This is a genomic window from Bacillus sp. FSL M8-0266 (genome assembly GCF_038613425.1).
In the GTDB taxonomy this organism is placed as follows: domain Bacteria; phylum Bacillota; class Bacilli; order Bacillales; family Bacillaceae; genus Bacillus; species Bacillus pumilus.
Map to the genome: position 1 here is coordinate 3,205,811 of NZ_CP152015.1, position 17,817 is coordinate 3,223,627.

General features: G+C 43.3%; 21 protein-coding genes. 4 read left to right on the top strand and 17 right to left on the bottom strand.

Annotated elements, in window-relative coordinates; genetic code table 11:
* Nucleotides 1–42: 42 nt before the first annotated feature.
* From MKY83_RS16610 to MKY83_RS16650, 9 genes are all read right to left on the bottom strand, one after another.
* Complete coding sequence (locus tag MKY83_RS16610) at nt 43–1,500, bottom strand: tetratricopeptide repeat protein (RefSeq protein WP_106066195.1); 1,458 nt, start codon at nt 1,498–1,500, stop codon at nt 43–45.
* Between the two features lie 130 nt (nt 1,501–1,630).
* Nucleotides 1,631–2,260 (bottom strand): bifunctional phosphoribosyl-AMP cyclohydrolase/phosphoribosyl-ATP diphosphatase HisIE, encoded by a 630-nt coding sequence (gene hisIE, locus MKY83_RS16615; protein WP_106066194.1) that lies wholly within the window; start codon nt 2,258–2,260, stop codon nt 1,631–1,633.
* A complete protein-coding gene (gene hisF, locus MKY83_RS16620; RefSeq protein WP_044139386.1) occupies nt 2,257–3,015 on the bottom strand; it encodes an imidazole glycerol phosphate synthase subunit HisF in 759 nt (252 codons plus the stop codon). The genes hisIE and hisF overlap by 4 nt, the downstream gene beginning before the upstream one ends.
* Complete coding sequence (gene hisA / locus MKY83_RS16625; protein ID WP_268453908.1) at nt 3,012–3,749, bottom strand: 1-(5-phosphoribosyl)-5-[(5-phosphoribosylamino)methylideneamino]imidazole-4-carboxamide isomerase; 738 nt, start codon at nt 3,747–3,749, stop codon at nt 3,012–3,014. Before hisA ends, hisF begins: the two co-directional genes overlap by 4 nt.
* Nucleotides 3,746–4,384 carry an imidazole glycerol phosphate synthase subunit HisH gene (gene hisH / locus MKY83_RS16630; RefSeq protein ID WP_268453909.1) on the bottom strand — a complete coding sequence of 213 codons (639 nt, stop codon included), beginning with the start codon at nt 4,382–4,384 and terminating at the stop codon, nt 3,746–3,748. Before hisH ends, hisA begins: the two co-directional genes overlap by 4 nt.
* Nucleotides 4,384–4,968, bottom strand: a complete 585-nt coding sequence (hisB, locus tag MKY83_RS16635; protein ID WP_065097968.1) for an imidazoleglycerol-phosphate dehydratase HisB — start codon at nt 4,966–4,968, stop codon at nt 4,384–4,386. The genes hisH and hisB overlap by 1 nt, the downstream gene beginning before the upstream one ends.
* Complete coding sequence (hisD, locus tag MKY83_RS16640) at nt 4,965–6,254, bottom strand: histidinol dehydrogenase (protein ID WP_268453910.1); 1,290 nt, start codon at nt 6,252–6,254, stop codon at nt 4,965–4,967. The genes hisB and hisD overlap by 4 nt, the downstream gene beginning before the upstream one ends.
* On the bottom strand, nt 6,251–6,892 hold the full coding sequence (hisG, locus tag MKY83_RS16645; protein ID WP_065097966.1) for an ATP phosphoribosyltransferase: 642 nt from the start codon (nt 6,890–6,892) through the stop codon (nt 6,251–6,253). The genes hisD and hisG overlap by 4 nt, the downstream gene beginning before the upstream one ends.
* A complete protein-coding gene (locus MKY83_RS16650) occupies nt 6,885–8,060 on the bottom strand; it encodes an ATP phosphoribosyltransferase regulatory subunit (RefSeq protein ID WP_065097965.1) in 1,176 nt (391 codons plus the stop codon). Before MKY83_RS16650 ends, hisG begins: the two co-directional genes overlap by 8 nt.
* A 233-nt stretch (nt 8,061–8,293) precedes the next feature.
* Here MKY83_RS16650 and MKY83_RS16655 point away from each other — a divergent pair, with 233 nt between their 5' ends.
* Entirely contained in the window at nt 8,294–9,088 is a 795-nt protein-coding gene (locus MKY83_RS16655; protein ID WP_342487493.1) for a C39 family peptidase, read from the top strand.
* A gap of 60 nt (nt 9,089–9,148) precedes the next feature.
* Here the strand turns inward: MKY83_RS16655 and MKY83_RS16660 are convergent, their stop codons facing one another.
* The 8 genes from MKY83_RS16660 to hprK form a co-directional block, all read right to left on the bottom strand.
* Entirely contained in the window at nt 9,149–9,787 is a 639-nt protein-coding gene (locus MKY83_RS16660) for a DsbA family protein (RefSeq protein ID WP_065097963.1), read from the bottom strand.
* A 43-nt stretch (nt 9,788–9,830) separates the two neighbouring features.
* A complete protein-coding gene (locus MKY83_RS16665) occupies nt 9,831–10,472 on the bottom strand; it encodes an NAD(P)-dependent oxidoreductase (RefSeq protein ID WP_342487494.1) in 642 nt (213 codons plus the stop codon).
* Nucleotides 10,473–10,558: 86 nt separating this feature from the next.
* Nucleotides 10,559–10,987 (bottom strand): Rrf2 family transcriptional regulator, encoded by a 429-nt coding sequence (locus tag MKY83_RS16670; RefSeq protein ID WP_106067318.1) that lies wholly within the window; start codon nt 10,985–10,987, stop codon nt 10,559–10,561.
* A 69-nt stretch (nt 10,988–11,056) separates the two neighbouring features.
* Entirely contained in the window at nt 11,057–11,575 is a 519-nt protein-coding gene (locus tag MKY83_RS16675; RefSeq protein ID WP_106067319.1) for an acyltransferase, read from the bottom strand.
* A gap of 1 nt (nt 11,576) precedes the next feature.
* On the bottom strand, nt 11,577–12,227 hold the full coding sequence (gene ppaX / locus MKY83_RS16680) for a pyrophosphatase PpaX (RefSeq protein WP_065097960.1): 651 nt from the start codon (nt 12,225–12,227) through the stop codon (nt 11,577–11,579).
* Nucleotides 12,224–13,168 carry a nucleoside recognition domain-containing protein gene (locus MKY83_RS16685; protein WP_106067320.1) on the bottom strand — a complete coding sequence of 315 codons (945 nt, stop codon included), beginning with the start codon at nt 13,166–13,168 and terminating at the stop codon, nt 12,224–12,226. The genes ppaX and MKY83_RS16685 overlap by 4 nt, the downstream gene beginning before the upstream one ends.
* A 20-nt stretch (nt 13,169–13,188) precedes the next feature.
* Complete coding sequence (gene lgt, locus MKY83_RS16690; protein WP_106067321.1) at nt 13,189–14,013, bottom strand: prolipoprotein diacylglyceryl transferase; 825 nt, start codon at nt 14,011–14,013, stop codon at nt 13,189–13,191.
* An 11-nt stretch (nt 14,014–14,024) separates the two neighbouring features.
* Nucleotides 14,025–14,957 (bottom strand): HPr(Ser) kinase/phosphatase, encoded by a 933-nt coding sequence (gene hprK, locus MKY83_RS16695; RefSeq protein ID WP_003212943.1) that lies wholly within the window; start codon nt 14,955–14,957, stop codon nt 14,025–14,027.
* 177 nt (nt 14,958–15,134) lie between these two features.
* Between hprK and nagA the strand changes: the two genes are divergently transcribed.
* Genes nagA through MKY83_RS16710 form a run of 3 tightly spaced genes read left to right on the top strand, consistent with a single transcriptional unit; the run spans nt 15,135 to nt 17,800 of the window.
* Nucleotides 15,135–16,325, top strand: a complete 1,191-nt coding sequence (gene nagA, locus MKY83_RS16700) for an N-acetylglucosamine-6-phosphate deacetylase (RefSeq protein WP_106067322.1) — start codon at nt 15,135–15,137, stop codon at nt 16,323–16,325.
* Nucleotides 16,325–17,050: a glucosamine-6-phosphate deaminase gene (nagB, locus tag MKY83_RS16705; RefSeq protein WP_044139373.1), complete on the top strand. Its 726-nt coding sequence runs from the start codon at nt 16,325–16,327 to the stop codon at nt 17,048–17,050. The genes nagA and nagB overlap by 1 nt, the downstream gene beginning before the upstream one ends.
* 24 nt (nt 17,051–17,074) lie before the next feature.
* Nucleotides 17,075–17,800 carry a GntR family transcriptional regulator gene (locus MKY83_RS16710; RefSeq protein ID WP_106067324.1) on the top strand — a complete coding sequence of 242 codons (726 nt, stop codon included), beginning with the start codon at nt 17,075–17,077 and terminating at the stop codon, nt 17,798–17,800.
* Nucleotides 17,801–17,817: the final 17 nt, after the last annotated feature.

Sequence of the window (17,817 nt, forward strand, 5' to 3'; positions counted from 1 at the left end):
CCTTTTCGGCCATGCTGCAATCTTCTAAAACTATTTACCTATTCAATCAATTAATGTACAAATGACTTGTTCATATTTAGACAGTGTTTGAACACTGATTTGAAAAGAGGCTGCAATCTCTTTTTTGCTAATAGATTCTTCTTGCTCCTGCATCCATAAATAATAAGATGCTGCTGCCCATGCAGGCGCATTTTTCTTATCTACGCCAGAAGCACGTGCCTGCTGAATAATATGGAATAACCAAAAATAAGGCATATGGCTGTCAGGCTGAACAGCTTCTTCCAAGCTGGATGCCGCCTGTTTTGCAAAAACCGCATCTTCTGAAAAAGACCGTTCTTCCATTTCATCTTCGTATAAGAGCAGTTCAATGAATTGCTGTTCAAAAGCGGTTTTCGCTGCGCGTGCATCAAGGACAGATTGAAGAACGTCACGTTCCCCTTTTTGTTTGCTTACATAGTACGCCGTCAGCCGCTCCTCAATGGAGACCATTGGCTCAGTCTCCTCAGGTTTATCCTGCCACGGCTTGATTTCATCTGCATCGATATCTTCTTCGACCATCTTATCCCAAACCGTCTGTGCAAGCGTTTTGTGACCTGTATAATAAGCTGCGCTTGCGAGCCAGTATAAAAATGTACTATCTCCCTGAAAGCCTGTTTTGTACAAAGAATAAAGCCATTTAAAGGCCCATTCAAATTCTCCAACTAGGGCAAATGTTGCGCCAAGCTTATAACGCTGTTCACTTAATATTGGATACACGTGCGTTAATTGCTTTGCTAACGTATTGACCTTTTCTTCTTCTTTTTCATAATGATAGAAGACAAGCTGGTTGCAAAGGGCATGCAGATTACCCGGATTTTCATCTAAAACCCGGTTCAGCATTTCTTTCGCCTGATGGATTCGACCAGAATAAAAATAGGCCAATGCGAGATTATTGTACGCTGACCAAAATTCTGGATACTCAACAATCATCTGTTCCAGCATCTCAATGGCTTCATCAAGCCTGCCGCTTTCCAGCAAGTGATTTGCTTGATCCTGCTTCACAATCAGGTCATCCTGATCGTAAGGAAAATCTTCGTCCTCTTCGTCACTCATATCGAGCAAGTCGAGAAGGTCATCATTTTCATCTGCAAATTCCCCGTTCTCTTCTAATGAAGCATAGGCAGTCGCTGACTTATATGCCTCTTGAAAGAGTCCTAGATTCGCATAATTATTGGCTTTAAAATAGTGACACTCAGACATATTTTCATCAATATGTTCAAGGATGAAATCAAGCAGTTCATTTGATTGTTGGAAATGACCCATTTCAGTATAAATAATAGCAAGCTGTGACAGCATTTCTACATTTTCAGGCTCAAGTACGATAGCCCGCTGTATGAGCTTACTCGCTTTAGATAGATTTCTTTCTCTATAAGCTTTTAGACCTTTATGAAAAAAGTAATGCCCATCTTGGAATAGCTGGACGACTTGTGTGTGATTATTTTGAGAAGTGTATTTACTCACTGATACCCTCCATTTCGAACAGTGTACCGTGTGTAGTATAACATACTTCAAGAGTCGTCACATAGAACAAAAGAAAAGGAAGGATTTGTTTTTCACTCAAAAGTAAAAAGCCAGAGGTGCCCCCGGCTTTTTACTCGCCTTGATGACGTTTTTTTAATACTTTTAATACATCATCAAGCGGCAATTGCTGTTCACGTAATAACACAAGCAGGTGATACAGAAGATCGGCTGTTTCCCATTTCAATTCTTCTTGATCCCGGTTTTTTGCGGCAATGATGACCTCTGACGCTTCTTCCCCTACCTTTTTCAGGATTTTATCGACCCCTTTTTCAAATAGATAGGTTGTATAAGCGCCTTCTGGCATTTCTGCCTGACGTTTCGCAATCACCTGTTCAAGTTCATTTAAAATTGCAAAACGATCCTGCTCTTCCGTTTGACGCTTCACGCCTTCTTCCGAAAAGCAGCTATAGCTGCCAGTGTGGCACGCTGGTCCACTTGGTGAGACAAGAATAAGCAGAGCATCCTTGTCACAGTCATATCGAATGGATGTGACTCGCTGAGTATGTCCAGATGTGGCGCCTTTGTGCCAAAGCTCGTTTCTTGATCGGCTGTAAAACCATGTTTCCCCTGTCTCTAGTGTTTTTTCATAGGATTCTTGATTCATATACGCCAATGTCAATACTTCCTTGCTTTGAGCATCCTGTACAATCGCAGGTATCAGGCCTGCCTCATGAAAGGATAATTCGTTTGCCTGTTTCATCTGACCTTCACCCCGTGTTCTCTCAAGTATGTCTTTACCTCTTGAATTGAAGTCTCTTTATAATGAAAAATGGAAGCTGCTAAAGCTGCATCCGCTTCTCCTTTTGTAAATGCCTCCAGCATATGCTGAGCATTGCCAGCACCTCCCGAGGCAATGACAGGTACGGTGACAGCTTCTGACACAAGCTTTGTTAATCGATGATCAAAGCCCTTTTTCTCACCGTCGGCATCCATACTTGTCAGCAATATCTCTCCTGCCCCCCTCAGCACGGCTTCTTTTGCCCAATCGCTAACCTCTATATCCGTTTGACGGCGCCCTCCGTGTGTATAAACCATGTACGCTTTTTTCTCTTCATCGTACTTTGCATCTATTGCGACGACGATGCACTGGGAACCAAAAAAATCGGCACCTTCTGAAATGAGTTCTGGTCTTAAAACTGCCGCTGTATTCACAGATACTTTGTCTGCACCCGCTCTTAATATGCGCTTCATGTCTTCAAGGTGGTTAATTCCCCCGCCTACCGTAAAAGGGATGGCAAGAGTGGACGCCACTTGTTTGACCACATCTACCATCGTTTTCCGGCCTTCATGAGAGGCAGAAATATCAAGAAAGACGAGTTCATCCGCCCCTTCCTCATCATATATCTGCGCTAATTCTACCGGATCACCAGCATCCTTTAAGCCGAGGAATTGCACCCCTTTGACCACACGACCTTCCTTCACATCGAGACATGGGATGATTCGTTTTGTCATCATACGCGGTCAAGCCCTTCAATTGCTTCAGCTAAAGTAAACCGCTCCGTATAAAGTGCCTTTCCAATGATCGCACCAGAAACGCCTGACTGTTTTTGTGCTGACAGCTTTTGGAGATCGGCTACCGAACTGATACCGCCTGAGGCAATAACTTGTTTGCCAGTAGCTTCTGCTAAGCGAACTGTACTTTCCACATTGGGACCAGCCAGCATGCCGTCCATTTGAATATCTGTGAAAATAAAGACCTCCGCGCCTTCCTTTGTAAATTCTTTACAGAGATCCTCCGCCTTCACTTTCGACGTTTCAAGCCACCCCTCAGTCGATACAAAGCCATTTCGCGCATCGATGCCAATCGCTATTTTCTCCCCATATTGCGCAAGCATTTTTTTCACAAAGGCAGGGTTAGAAACAGCCGAGCTGCCAAGGATGACTCTAGCTACACCATTGTTTATATAAAAGGCAACGTCTTCTTCTGTCCGAATGCCGCCGCCAATTTGTACATTTACATCTAAGGATGAAGCAATCGCCAGCACATGCTCATGATTCACGCGATTCCCCGCTTTCGCACCATCTAGGTCAACGAGATGAATCCACTTTGCTCCTTCATTTGCAAATCGCGTCGCCATATCGAGCGGCGAATCTCCATAAATGGTTTCTTGATCATAATCTCCTTGCACGAGCCGTACACATTTGCCATTTCTCATATCAATTGCTGGATACAATGTAAATTCACTCATTTGTTCACCCTCTGTTCGTTTGCTAATTGAATAAATTGTTTGAGCAGCGCCATGCCCGTTGTACTGCTTTTTTCAGGGTGAAACTGTGCGCCTAGCACATTTCCCTTGCCGACAACTGCTGGTACTTGAACGCCATAGTCTGCGCTTGCTAATTGCTCTTCTGGATTCATATCCCTCACATAATAAGAGTGAACAAAGTACGCAAATCCTTCGGATACCCCGTCAAACAATGGGGAGGGCTGATGAAATGTGAGCTCATTCCACCCCATATGAGGCACCTTCAGCCTTTGCCCATCATGGTCACGATCCTTTAAAAGAACGACACGCCCTTTTAGCAGCCCCAAACCTTTCGTACGCCCTGCCTCTTCGCTTTCTTCAAATAACAGCTGCATCCCAAGACAAATGCCAAATAGCAGCTTTCCTTCCTGCACTACTTGGTGGATAAACGCCTCAAGCCCTGTCTGTTTTAACAGCTGCATCGCATCACGAAACGAACCGACCCCAGGCAAAATATAAGCATCTGCCTTTTTGAGCTCCTCCACATCAGCGGAGACAATATAACGGGCACCTGCTCGTTCCAGTGCTTTTGATACGCTGAACAAATTTCCCATTCCGTAATCAATGACTCCGATCATTAGAGCATCCCCTTTGTCGAAGGAATCCCTTTCACACGTGGATCAATGGTTGTTGCTTCATCCAAAGCACGTGCCATCGCTTTAAAAATAGCTTCAATTATATGGTGCGTATTGCTTCCATAGTGAACAATTACATGAAGGTTTATACGAGCTTCTAACGCAAACTTCCAAAGAAACTCATGTACGAGCTCTGTATCAAAGGTACCGACCTTTTGACTTGGAAAGGCCGCTCTCATTTCCAAATGAGGACGATTACTTAAGTCGACCACGACCTGGGCAAGCGTTTCATCCATTGGAACAAAGCTGGACCCGTACCGCTTAATCCCCTTTTTATCACCTAACGCTTCCTTAAACATTTGCCCAAGCACGATGCCGATATCTTCTGTTGTGTGGTGATCATCAACATCTGTATCTCCTTTCGCATCAACGGTCAAATTAAAGTGTCCATGCTTCGTAAATAGATCGAGCATGTGTGTCATAAAAGGGACATCTGTTTGAATATCCGCTTTTCCTTCCCCATCAATCTCTAACGATAATGAAATATTCGTTTCATTTGTTTGTCTCGCTGTTTCCGCCTGTCTCATGACGATTCCCCCCGCTTTCTCGATTCAATCGACCTTGCATGTGCTTCGAGCCCTTCTAACCTGGCAAAAGCCGCAATGCTATTCCTGTGTGTCTCAAAGGCTTCTTGACTATATGAAATAATGCTCGTTTTCTTTTGAAAATCGGTCACACCAAGCGGGCTAGAAAATCTAGCTGTTCCGTTGGTTGGCAGCACGTGATTCGGTCCTGCAAAATAATCTCCCACCGGCTCAGGGCTATAACGCCCTAAAAAAATCGCCCCTGCATGCTTGATTTGACCAAGAAATGATTCTGGAAATGCTGTCAGCACCTCTAAATGCTCTGGCGCTAACTGATTGACGACGTCTACTGCACGATCCATGGAATCTGTCACGTATATACGGCCATGATGTTGTATGGATTGTGCAGCGATTGATTTTCTTGGCAAGGTGTCCAGTTGCGCTTGCACCTCAGCTCGCACATTTTCAGCAAGTGTCTTAGACGGGGTCACCAAAATACTAGATGCCAGCGCATCATGCTCTGCCTGAGAAAGTAAATCGGCCGCCACCTCATGTGCTATGGCCGTGTCGTCTGCTAGAACCGCAATTTCACTTGGACCGGCAATCATATCAATGTCTACCTGACCAAATACTTCCCGCTTTGCCAGTGCGACATAGATGTTGCCTGGACCTGTGATTTTATCAACAGGCTGGATGCTTTCTGTTCCATAGGCAAGTGCCGCAATCGCCTGTGCACCGCCCATTTTATACATCTCTGTAATACCGAGCTCCTTCGCAGCAACGAGTACAGCGTCAGAGAGGTAGCCGTCTTTCCCTGGGGGTGTCACAAGGACAATTCGCTTAACACCAGCGACAAGCGCCGGAATCACATTCATTAAAACAGATGATGGGTAAGCAGCTGTTCCGCCGGGGACATACACACCAACTGCATCAAGTGGTGTCACCTTTTGTCCGAGCATCGAGCCATCCTGCTGGTGATAAAACCAAGAGGATGTCAGCTGACGCTCATGGTATGTGCGAATATGACGGATAGCCGTTTGAATCACTTGAATCATGGCTGGGTCCAAACGTTCGGAGGCTTTTGTCATTTCCTCGTCTTTGACAAGCGGATCTTCAAGCAGCACCCCATCAAATTGCTTTGTAAAAGACTGTACCGCTTGATCACCATTTAGCCTCACTTCTTGTATAATCCGCTGAACAGCCAGGCGCTGCTCTTCCGTGCCTGTATCTAAAGTCCGTTTGAGCGAGAGTGTCTCTGTCTCACCTTCTTGTATGTAGGTGATGTTCATGATGTTTCCTCCCCTTCAATGATTCTTGCAAGGCGCTGCGCCATTTCATCGATCACTACATCCTTCATCCGATAGCTCACAGGATTGACAATAAACCGTGATGTAATATCACAAATATGCTCCGTTTCAACAAGTCCGTTTTCCTTGAGTGTTTGACCTGTAGAGACAATGTCTACAATACGATCGGCGAGTCCGATGAGCGGTGCTAATTCAATGGAACCATTCAGCTTAATGATCTCTACTTGCTCCCCTTGTTCTCTAAAATAGGAAGATGCGACATTTGGGTACTTTGTTGCCACACGCGGTGCGACACCGCCCCAGCTGGCTCCCGGCAATCCGGCAACCGCTAAATGGCATTTACTGATGTTTAAATCAAGCACCTCGTACACATCACGAGCTTCTTCGAGCATGACATCCTTTCCTGCAATGCCAACATCTGCTACACCGTGCTCTACATAAGTCGTCACATCCATTGGCTTCGCTAAAATAAAGCGGAGGTTTTCTTCCGGTACATCGATGATTAACTTTCTTGAATCCTCGAATTCCTCTGGCAGTTGATATCCTGCCTGCCTTAACAGCCCTGCGGCTTCTTCAAATATTCGGCCCTTTGGCATCGCCATCGTCAACACTTTACCCATTTTGCTCTCCCTTTCTAGCGCCGATAAAATAAGTCACCTGCTCAAATGCCTTGGTCATCGCGTCAATATTTTCAATCCCTGCTAAGTCTTGCAGCACGATCTTTTTCCCTTTTGACCGCTCCTTTTCTGCAAAAGCAAAAGCTTCCAGTCTTTGTTCTTTACTAAAAATCACTGCCTCCTGCGGTTCATTGATTTCTTTTGCATCAAGCGCTTCAAGCAGACGATCTAATCGAAGTCCGAATCCTGTAGCTGGTGCAGGTGCATCAAAATGAGCAAGCAAGTGGTCATATCTGCCGCCACTTCCGATGACTGACCCAACATGATCTGCAAATACTTCAAACAAAATACCCGTGTAGTAGCTCATATGACTCACCATGCTTAAATCTAGACGGATATATTCTGTACAGCCGTAATCTTCAAGTGTCTCCCAAAGCGACTTTAACTGCGTAAGCACCTCTTTTCCTTCTTGTGAAACGACGATGTCCTCTGCCCGCTCTGTGACTTCCTGGCCGCCTCTTAACTCTAAAAGCTGTAACAGCCTCGTTTTATCGATGGAGGAGAGTGGCAATTGCTTCACATGCTGACGGTATCCTACATAATTCTTTTCATATAAGAATCGGCGAAGAACGTTTGCACGCTCTGTATTTCCCAGTACATCTACAAATAACGTCTCTGCTAAAGCGACATGCCCAATCGCGATTTTGAAGGACTTGAGCCCAGCATTTTTTAATGCGAATACGACAAGCGCGATCACTTCAGCATCTGCACTAATCGATCCGTCTCCAATTAACTCAATTCCGACCTGCTCAAATTCTGATGGCCTTCCGCCTTCTCTTTCCTGTGCCCGGAACACATTGGCCGCATACCCAACGCGAAGTGGATACGCCTGTTCATGAAGCTTTGATGCTGCCACTCTAGCAATAGGTCCCGTCATATCAGGTCTGAGTACAAGGGTTTGCCCGTTCTGATCTAACAGCTTAAAGAGCTGTGTATCTGTAATCGCCGATTGAACACCGACTGTATCGTAAAATTCAAGCGTTGGTGTTTCCATCAACCGGTAACCCCAACCATTCATGACCTCTGTTAAGGAATGTCTCACTTTTTTCTTCGTCTCATACAATCCTGGTAATGAATCCCGCATACCATATGGTTTCTCAAACATAAACATGTTCTTCTGCACCTCCAACACATTAAAACAAAAAATTCCGAATCCTTTAGTTCGCTAATATGATAATATGCTAACAAAATAAAGTAATTAAATCAATCATTTTTATTTTCTCTCTATTTTCATGAAAAATTTGTGGAATTATTACATTCAAGTGACACCTGTCTCTTTTCTGCATGTTGGGTGAAAGAACGTGCTATAATACATAAAAATATTGAATAACACAGGAGATTACAGTGAAGTTCATCCAGACATTAATCTTAACTTTGTTGTGCGCATGCCTTGTTTATTTCGGCTTTATATACGTGACACAAATCGACCAAGTCAAGAAGACAGCTTCGCCACACGAAGCAGCCAAAGAAAAAGAAAACGATACGGCACTCGCAGATGAAGAAACACGATCAACGAAAAAAACAGATACCACCTATTCTTCCTTAAAAGGAAGCAAAAAAGCCATGGACGTCATCCTCTACAATCAAATGGATGCCCCAAAGCTTTATAATGGATGCGAAGTCACAAGCTTAGCGATGCTTCTTCATTACAGCGGCTACGAGCAAGTGACGAAAGACACATTGGCAAATGAAATTAAACGTGTTCCACTCAATTATGAAAATGGCTTAAAAGGAGACCCACATGACGGTTTTGTAGGCGATATGGAGAATGGACCAGGTCTTGGTGTATACCATGAACCTATTTATCAGCTTGCGAAAAAATATGCGGGCGCTCAAGTCGTCGACTTAAGCGGAAAACCTGTCAAAAAGGCCATCTATCAATCACTTGAAAAAGGGTATCCTGTTTGGGTGATTACCACATCCACCTTTGACAAAATAGATAACATGGAAACATGGAATACACCAAATGGCAAAATAGATGTAAGCTTTAATATGCATAGCGTGGTCATCACAGGCTATGACAAGGAGCATGTCTACTTAAATAACCCATACGGAGAAAAGAATCAAAAAGTCGATCGCGATCAGTTTGAAGATTCTTGGGAACAGATGGGCAGGCAGGCGATTATCATTAAAGCCTAGAACAATTTCTCTTTGAAAACATGAAAAACCATCCTCTATCCGAATAGAGGATGGTTTTTTTCATGATGATGCTTCTATGATTTCCTTCAGGCGCTCCTCAAGCTTTTCAGCTGTCATCGCTCCTCCGCCTACACTGAAGTATTCATCCCCTTTTTTTAATAAAAGGGTAGGGTATCCATTCACTTGAAGTTGATGAACCTTCGCAAAGTCGGCATACGCATCATTGAAGACTTCTTTTGTTTTCATTCGTTCAATGACGGCATTAGGATCAAGATAATGTGCCAGAGCAATCTCCTGATACGTTTCATCATCGCTCAGGCTTTTTCCGTCTTGATAAAAAGCCTTTTGCATCGATGCTGCCAAGTACAATGCACGATCTGGAGCAACGGATCTTAATGCTGAAAACCCAATGGCTGCAGCCTCAGAGTCTAAGAGAAATGTCCCGTTTGCTAGCAGCTTCTGATAACGTTCACCAAACTCAACGCCAGTTAGCTGACTGATCCGTTGATTTGCTTCTGATATATGTGGATATTCCTTTATTGGAAGACTTCTTTCTCCTACAAATAAGCCGCCAGATACGAGCGTCAGTGACATTTCAGGATGGTTCTCATGCAAAGTACGGATACTGTTGGAAAACCCATAACACCAGCCACAATACGCATCCCATACATAAATGAGAGACAATTCTTGATCATTCATACGTTAAACTCCTCACTCATCGTTTTTAGCGGCAACGAATCACTTATTCTGCTTCAGATACAACGGTAAAACGTTCTCCAACATGGGCAGCCTGCTCAATTTCATCGACAAGCGCAATGGCGTAGTCGGCATAGCTCACATAGCTGTCACCTTTAGAATTGACAATCAGTTGGTCTTTCCCTTTCACATAAGAACCTGTGCGTTTGCCAGCTGGATCAAAGAATGCAGCAGGGCTGAGGAAAGTCCATTTGAATCCTTCGGTTTGTTGAAGGTCTTTTAGGTTTTCACCTTGCTGTGAAGCAGTAGGCACATACTCCTTTGGAAATTCTGGTGTATCAACAAGTCTTGTTGTTTTGGCTTCATCAACAAAAAGACTGCCCGCTCCGCCCACAACGATTAAACGCGTATCGGATACCTCTTTCAAAATATCAATCAGCTTTTTCCCTGCCTCTACGTGAAGGTGCTCTTGTCCAGCAGGTGCGCCAAATGCATTGACGATAACATCAAAGCCTTTGATGTCTTCTGCTTGTAAATGAAACACATCCTTCTCAATAACAGCTACGGATGAATCTGTCACTTTTTTCGCATCTCGAACGATGGCTGTTACCTCATGTCCTCTTGATTGAGCCTCTTTTACAATTTCCTGTCCTGCTTTACCTGTAGCGCCAATAATACCGATTTTCATATGAATTCCTCCTGTAAAATGATTTTATTTGATAAACAAAGATGTAACCAATTCAGTTACAACAGAGGTAAAAAAAATTGAATAGATCATCCAATTTTTTTGATTAACACCTGCGTTAGTTCACTTAATTTGATCTCAGCAAGCACTTGCTCCATCGCACTTTGAGCGCGGCACAAGATTAACTCAAGCACAGCCTGGATATTTGCACCGATCGGACAGTCAGGATTTGGGCTTTCATGGATTTGAAACAATTCTCCCTCATCCACCACTTCAACCGCTTTATACACATTAAGCAGCGTGATATCGTCTTCACTGCGGTTCAGCTGAGAACCGCCTTTGCCAAGACTCGTTGAGATTAGGCCTGCTTTTTTTAATTTACTCATAATACGGCGGATGACCACTGGGTTTGTATTCACACTTCCCGCGATATCCTCCGATGTCTGTAATGATCCTTTTTCAAGTGATAGCAAGGCCAGAATATGGACAGCGACAGTAAATCTGCTGCTGATTTTCATGTTTTCTCACCTCTGTTGTAATCATTATAGTTACACCATAACATATTGTCAACAAAAAAGTCTGCCGAGCTACTCAGCAGACGTAGATTGACGTGCTTTCATTTCTTCTTTCGTATAAATCATGCGCATTGGATTACCTCCAACAAATGAGCCTGCTGGAACATCCTTATGAACAAGTGTACCAGCCGACACGATCGCCCCATCCCCAATGGTCACACCAGGTAAAATGGTGGAATTGGCTCCAATTAAGACTTCATCCCCAATATAGACTTCACCAAGTCTGTATTCTTTAATCAAATACTCATGGGTCAAAATGGTTGTGTTATAGCCAATCACCGAATTTCGACCGACCGTGATTTTCTCAGGAAACATGAGATCCACCATGACCATTAAGGCAAACGCTGTATCTTCGCCGACCTTCATACGAAGAAAGGTTCGGTATATCCAATTTTTCATTCCCATAAAAGGCGTGTACCGTGCGATTTGAATGAAAATAAAGTTTTTCACCACTTTGAAAAAAGGGACCGTCCGATAGACTTGTCGTAACGAATTGACCCCTTTTACAGGATAACGATCTGTTTTTCTCAACTCAATCAGCTCCAACAATCGCCAGGAGATCACTCATTTTCTTTAGCATAAAATCAGGGCGATGCTTTAAAAGGGCCTCTTCTCCCTTAATCGACCAAGCAACACCTGCTGTTTTTGTCCCTGCCGCTTGACCAGACAAAATATCGTGATAATTATCGCCAACCATCACCGCTTCATGTGGATCACTGCCAAGCTTGGATAATGCCAGCTGGACAGGCTCCGGATGCGGCTTTTCATTTTGGACATCATCGAGCGTCACAATCACCTCAAAGAATGGCTCTAAACCGGTCAGCTTCAATCCCATTAACACTGTGTCACGTATCTTTGTTGTGACAATTCCAAGCTTAAATCCTCGATCCTGCAAGACTTTCAATGTATCTATAACAGTCTCATATTCAGTCACGAGCAGATCATGCTGTTCATGATTAAACGTACGGTACATCTGAATCATGTCATTCGTTAGATCAGGGTCCATCGCAGAGAATGTATCAAATAATGACGGACCAATGAAATGGAGGATCTCTTCACGGCTGTACTGACCAGGGTAATAATGATCAAGCGTATGTTGAAATGAAGCAATAATTAATTCATTCGTATTGATTAATGTGCCATCTAAATCAAACAGCACGGTGTTAATAGTTGATTCGTTCATATGGCTTCCTTTCTAACAGCTGCGAGCTCACGCTTTCGCCAAATATAGCTAATGGCAGCTGTTAATAAAATAGCAGATATCAGGCGGATGACAAGAAGCGGCCACACAGGAATCCCAAGTGGAATAAATATCAGCGTGTCTTCGACCACTGCATGGCAGGCAACAAGGAAAATGAAAGCAAGGGTTAAATCTTTTTTACTCACGCCGTCCTCTTCCACTGCCTTCATCATCACGCCAGCTCCGTATGCCAGACCAATGGTTAACCCAGCGACCATCGTCATCGACGTATTTTCTTTCATTCCAAGCATTCTCGTAAATGGAGACAGCCACTTAGACAGCGTATGGAGCCATCCTAAATCTCTCATGAATTGAATGATGATCATGAGAGGGATGACGATACAGGCGAGCTGGAGCACACCGAGTACGGCTTTTTGTAAAGCGAGAAGGACGATCATGTACCAGCTGGAAGGCACATCAGCCGTCTGAGCTGCTGTCAGCAGTCCATATTGTGCCGGCTCCTGGCCTCCCTGCCAAACGAGATGAATGACAATAGCCGAAATAACAGCAAGACTGATTCTGACAAGCAAAATGACAGACACTCTCAGTCCAACCTTTGCTGCCACAGTCGATTCGATGATCAGGTTATGGCAAAAGGACAGCATCACGGCCAAAATAAACACTTCCTTCACAGGAAGATCTAGTGTCAAAATGGCAGCTATGCCCGCATACAAATTCAGCACATTTCCTAATACAAGTGGAATGGCCGCTTCTCCTGAAAGACCAAACAACCCCATAAATGGCCGTATGAATCGAATGATCCAATCCATAATAGGCGTATGCTGCAAGATACTGACGAGAATGGTAACTGGAAAGATGACTTTTCCAAGTGTCCAAGTTGTCGATAGCCCTGCTTTTAAGCCGTTTTTCCATGTCTCCCCCATCTCTTCTGATCCCCCCTGCTTTAATTCGATGAGTTGTTCTCTTTATACGGAATCGATGCGTAACCTTTTATTCTTCTAAAGATCATCAGCAGAACAGCCACTACAAAAATGGCAATCGAAATCATTTGAGCGATTCGAAGATGTTCTGTCAGCATCAAACTGTCCGTTCTCATACCTTCTATAAAGAAACGACCGATTGAATACCAAATTAAATAAGACAAGAAGATTTCGCCTCTGCGCATCGATGTTCTACGTAATAAAATCAAGATCACAACACCGGCAAGATTCCATAATGATTCGTATAAGAACGTTGGGTGATAATACGTCCCATCAATATACATTTGATTAATGATAAACTCAGGCAAATGCAAATTCTCTAAAAAGGCTCTTGAAACAGCCTCACCATGCGCTTCCTGATTAATAAAGTTCCCCCAGCGTCCAATGGCCTGCGCTAGTAAAATACTAGGTGCTGCTACATCGGCTATTTTCCAGAAGGACACCTTTTTCACTTTTGCAAATACGATCGCTGTCAGCACAGCACCTATCAGCCCGCCATGAATGGCAATTCCGCCATGCCAAATCTTAATGATTTCATTTGGGTGCTGCTGATAGTAATCCCATTCGAAGGATACATAATAAATTCGTGCACAAATAATCGCTATTGGAATGGCAAATAAGATTAAATCAATAAACGTATCTTTATTGATTCCTCTTTTCTCACATTCTCTCAGTGCGAGCCAGAGTCCTAGTAAAGCTCCGACCCCAATGATCACACCATACCAATGAACCGAAAGAGGTCCGAGCTGAAAAGCAATCGGATCAATTGGCTGAATCGCTTCGTTCATATAGACAACTCCTATTCATCTTGGCCATTGTCTTCAATGACATCGGCTAGTTTACTTGTAAATTGTTCCGCCGCATTATGTCCCATGCGTTTTAACCTGAAGTTCATCGCAGCCACCTCAATGATAACCGCTAAGTTTCGACCAGGGCGGACAGGAATGGTCAGCTTCGGTACATCTGTATCGATGATTCGCATCTTCTCTTCTTCAAGTCCTAAACGATCGTACTGTTTGCCTTGTTCCCAAAGCTCAAGGTTCATGACAATCGTAATTCTCTTATAGCTTCTGACAGCCCCAGCTCCAAATAAGGTCATCACATTAATGATGCCTAATCCACGGATTTCTAAAAGATGTTCAATCAGCTCTGGTGCGCTTCCGACTAACGTATCCTGATCCTCTTGACGGATTTCCACGCAATCATCTGCGACCAGCCTGTGTCCTCTCTTCACTAACTCTAAGGCTGTTTCACTTTTTCCTACTCCGCTTTTTCCAATTAACAATACACCTACACCATATACATCAACGAGTACGCCATGAATCGCGGTCGTAGGTGCAAGCTTGCTTTCTAAAAAGTTGGTCAAACGACTCGAAAGTCTTGTCGTTTTTAGGCTTGAACGTAACACAGGTACACCATTTTCATTTGAAGCTTCAATTAATTCCTTCGGCACTTCACGATCTCGTGACAAAATAATTGCAGGGGTAATATCAGTACAAAGAGACATCATTCTCTGCTTTCGTTCGCGTTCTGGGAGCTGTTCAAAAAAAGAAAGCTCTGTTTTCCCTAAAAGTTGAACTCTTTCTTTTGGGTAATATGTAAAATAACCAGCCATTTCAATACCTGGTCTGGAAAGATCACTGATTGTAATGGGACGATTAATCCCTTCTTCCCCACTTACCAGTTCAAGATGAAATTGTTCCATTATGTCCTTCGTACGAACTTTCGGCACGCTTCTTCCTCCTTTTATCACAGGCGATTCAGAAATACAGCTCTATTTTATCACTTTCAATGATGATCCCAAAACAGTATTTTATCCTGATCCTGTTTCCGTTCATTTACTGGTATAGACAACTATACTTAAAAAGGGTAAACTAAGTCAAAGACAATGACTAAAGGGGGCACAATCATGAGCAACTCTTTATTGCTCTCCAATATTCATATTGTGACAAAGACCGAAATGATTGCAAACGGTTTTGTCGGTTTACGCGGCGGCAAGATTGACTATATTTCAACAACACCACCGACAGGAAATTATGAAAAAGTATATATTTCCCGGGAAAACTTTTATTTACTTCCCGGAATGATTGATATTCACATCCATGGCGGATATGGAGCAGATATGATGGATGCGACATCAGAAGCCATGAATACACTCGCTGACAACTTACCATCAGAAGGAACGACAAGTTTTTTAGCCACAACCATCACTCAAAACCATCATGAGATAGAGCAAGCACTTAAAAATGTCGCCCAGTGGAAACAATACAATGAAGAACAAGCAGGCGTTCAGGCACAATGTTTAGGTATCCATCTTGAAGGTCCTTTTATTTCTAAAGATAAAGCAGGGGCACAGCCTGTTCAATGGATAAAGCAGCCCGATCGCCCTCTTTTTGAAAAATGGCTGGATGCTTCTGAACAGCTTATTCGAATCGTCACGTTCGCACCTGAGGAAGACCCTGATTTTGCTTTTCTTTCCTTGTTGCAAGAAAAAAACATTATTCCTTCTATTGGACATACGAATGCCCATCATGACATGATTGAATTAGCAGCAAAGCATGGTGCACGCCATGTCACACATCTTTATAATGCACTGAGTTCGTTTCAGCATCGTGAACCAAACGCTGTAGGAGCTGCTCTTACAAACAAGGATCTCCATACTGAGCTGATTACGGATGGGATACACTCCCACCCACTTTCCATCAAGCTGGCGTATTTGGCAAAAGGAAGTGATCGTTTAATGATGATCACAGACTCGATGCGCGCAAAAGGACTTGGAAATGGCACGTATGAGTTTGGGGGCCAAACAGTCACAGTCAGCGGCGAAAAAGCTTTACTGGAAGATGGTACACTTGCAGGATCAATTCTGCGAATGAAAGATGGCGTCAAACGAATGAAACAGATCACACATTGTGAATGGACAGAGATAGCAAAGATGACCTCAACTAATGCAGCCATTCAGCTAGGACTTGATCAGCAGCTTGGTTCGATTGAAGTTGGAAAACAAGCTGACCTTGTGATCTGGGATGAGTCTGGTGAACTAATGATGACGATCTGCCATGGACAAATCGTCTTTGAGAAAAAGGAGGCCAACCACTAATGAACATCATTGAATTTGAAGATAAAGAACAATTAGGAAAAGAAGCAGCAGCCCTGATCGCGCGCACAATCGCTTCTAAACCAGATGCCGTACTCGGCCTGGCAACGGGCGGTACACCTCTTGATACGTATCAAGAGTTAATTCACCTTCATCAATCACAACAATTGTCTTTCAAACAAACAAAAACAGTCAATTTAGATGAATATGCAGGGCTTGATTCAGATCATGAAAATAGTTATATGACCTATATGAAACGTCATTTATTTGATCACATTGATCTTCCACAGGATCAGTATTTCCTTCCAAATGGCGCTACACCTGATTTAGAAAAGGAATGCTTAAGATATGATCAGCTCATTCAAAACATAGGCGGCATCGACCTTCAACTTCTTGGAATCGGTCAAAATGGACATATTGGTTTTAACGAGCCCGGTACTCCGTTTAACTCAAAGACTCATGTCGTGCAACTAGATGAAAATACCCGGCAGGCCAATGCAAGATACTTTTCTTCTATTGATGAAGTGCCTACACATGCCATCACCATGGGCATTGCGAGCATTCTTTCTAGTAAAAAGATTCTCCTTCTTGCATCAGGAAAATCAAAAGCGGAAGTGATACAATATTTAGAACAGACTGAGATACATCCAGACTTCCCAGCATCTGCTCTGAAACTTCATGAAGATGTGACGATTTTGATTGATCGAGAAGCTGGTTCACTACGCTAAAGCTAAACACGAGAGGATTTTCACATGTTTATTGATAAGCAGTCACCTATTCCGATGTACCATCAGATTATGGAGAATTTGAAAAAACAGATTGAGAATGGAACATTAGCACCTGATACACTCATTCCTTCTGAAAGAGAATATGCCGAACGCTTTGGTATAAGTCGAATGACTGTCAGACAAGCCTTATCGAATCTTGTGAACGAAGGATATTTGTATCGACAAAAAGGAAAAGGCACCTTTGTGAGCCGAAGAAAATTTGAACAGCCGCTTCAAGGTTTAACAAGCTTTACAGAGGATATGCGTCAGCGTGGTCTTAAAGCTTCAAGCCAGCTGATTGACTTCACAAAAACCGTCTGCCCAGATCACTTGTTGCCTGTCTTACAACTGTCAAATGACGATGCTATATATGAACTCAAACGGATACGCCTCGCAAATGATGAACCGATGGCGATTGAAACGAGCTATATCCCTGAAGCATTTGCAGGAGATTTAACAAGGGAACATTTAACTGGCTCTATATATGAATATATAGAGACTCAAACAGGCCTTACAATTGCTCATGCAAAACAAGAGCTTGAAGCGAATGTTGCTTCAAATGAAGAAGCACACGTGCTGTCTATTTCAACAGGCGATCCCGTGCTCTCAATTGCAAGAACGACTTATTTTCAGAATGATATTCCGTTTGAATATGTTCTTTCCGTTTATAGAGGAGATCGTTACAAGCTCATTCATACAATGGAAAGATAAACAGTGCCCTTATCAAA

What these genes read in the sequence shown, in the direction of transcription:
- nagB (WP_044139373.1), top strand. Translation starts at nt 16,325, where the DNA reads ATGAACATCATTGAATTTGAAGATAAAGAACAATTAGGAAAAGAAGCA.
- hisH (WP_268453909.1), bottom strand. Translation starts at nt 4,384, where the DNA reads ATGATCGGAGTCATTGATTACGGAATGGGAAATTTGTTCAGCGTATCA.
- lgt (WP_106067321.1), bottom strand. Translation starts at nt 14,013, where the DNA reads ATGAACGAAGCGATTCAGCCAATTGATCCGATTGCTTTTCAGCTCGGA.
- hisIE (WP_106066194.1), bottom strand. Translation starts at nt 2,260, where the DNA reads ATGAAACAGGCAAACGAATTATCCTTTCATGAGGCAGGCCTGATACCT.
- hisD (WP_268453910.1), bottom strand. Translation starts at nt 6,254, where the DNA reads ATGAACATCACCTACATACAAGAAGGTGAGACAGAGACACTCTCGCTC.
- MKY83_RS16660 (WP_065097963.1), bottom strand. Translation starts at nt 9,787, where the DNA reads ATGAATGATCAAGAATTGTCTCTCATTTATGTATGGGATGCGTATTGT.
- hisF (WP_044139386.1), bottom strand. Translation starts at nt 3,015, where the DNA reads ATGATGACAAAACGAATCATCCCATGTCTCGATGTGAAGGAAGGTCGT.
- nagA (WP_106067322.1), top strand. Translation starts at nt 15,135, where the DNA reads ATGAGCAACTCTTTATTGCTCTCCAATATTCATATTGTGACAAAGACC.
- MKY83_RS16665 (WP_342487494.1), bottom strand. Translation starts at nt 10,472, where the DNA reads ATGAAAATCGGTATTATTGGCGCTACAGGTAAAGCAGGACAGGAAATT.
- hisB (WP_065097968.1), bottom strand. Translation starts at nt 4,968, where the DNA reads ATGAGACAGGCGGAAACAGCGAGACAAACAAATGAAACGAATATTTCA.
- hisG (WP_065097966.1), bottom strand. Translation starts at nt 6,892, where the DNA reads ATGGGTAAAGTGTTGACGATGGCGATGCCAAAGGGCCGAATATTTGAA.
- MKY83_RS16650 (WP_065097965.1), bottom strand. Translation starts at nt 8,060, where the DNA reads ATGTTTATGTTTGAGAAACCATATGGTATGCGGGATTCATTACCAGGA.
- hisA (WP_268453908.1), bottom strand. Translation starts at nt 3,749, where the DNA reads ATGAGTGAATTTACATTGTATCCAGCAATTGATATGAGAAATGGCAAA.
- ppaX (WP_065097960.1), bottom strand. Translation starts at nt 12,227, where the DNA reads ATGAACGAATCAACTATTAACACCGTGCTGTTTGATTTAGATGGCACA.
- MKY83_RS16710 (WP_106067324.1), top strand. Translation starts at nt 17,075, where the DNA reads ATGTTTATTGATAAGCAGTCACCTATTCCGATGTACCATCAGATTATG.
- MKY83_RS16670 (WP_106067318.1), bottom strand. Translation starts at nt 10,987, where the DNA reads ATGAAAATCAGCAGCAGATTTACTGTCGCTGTCCATATTCTGGCCTTG.
- MKY83_RS16685 (WP_106067320.1), bottom strand. Translation starts at nt 13,168, where the DNA reads ATGGGGGAGACATGGAAAAACGGCTTAAAAGCAGGGCTATCGACAACT.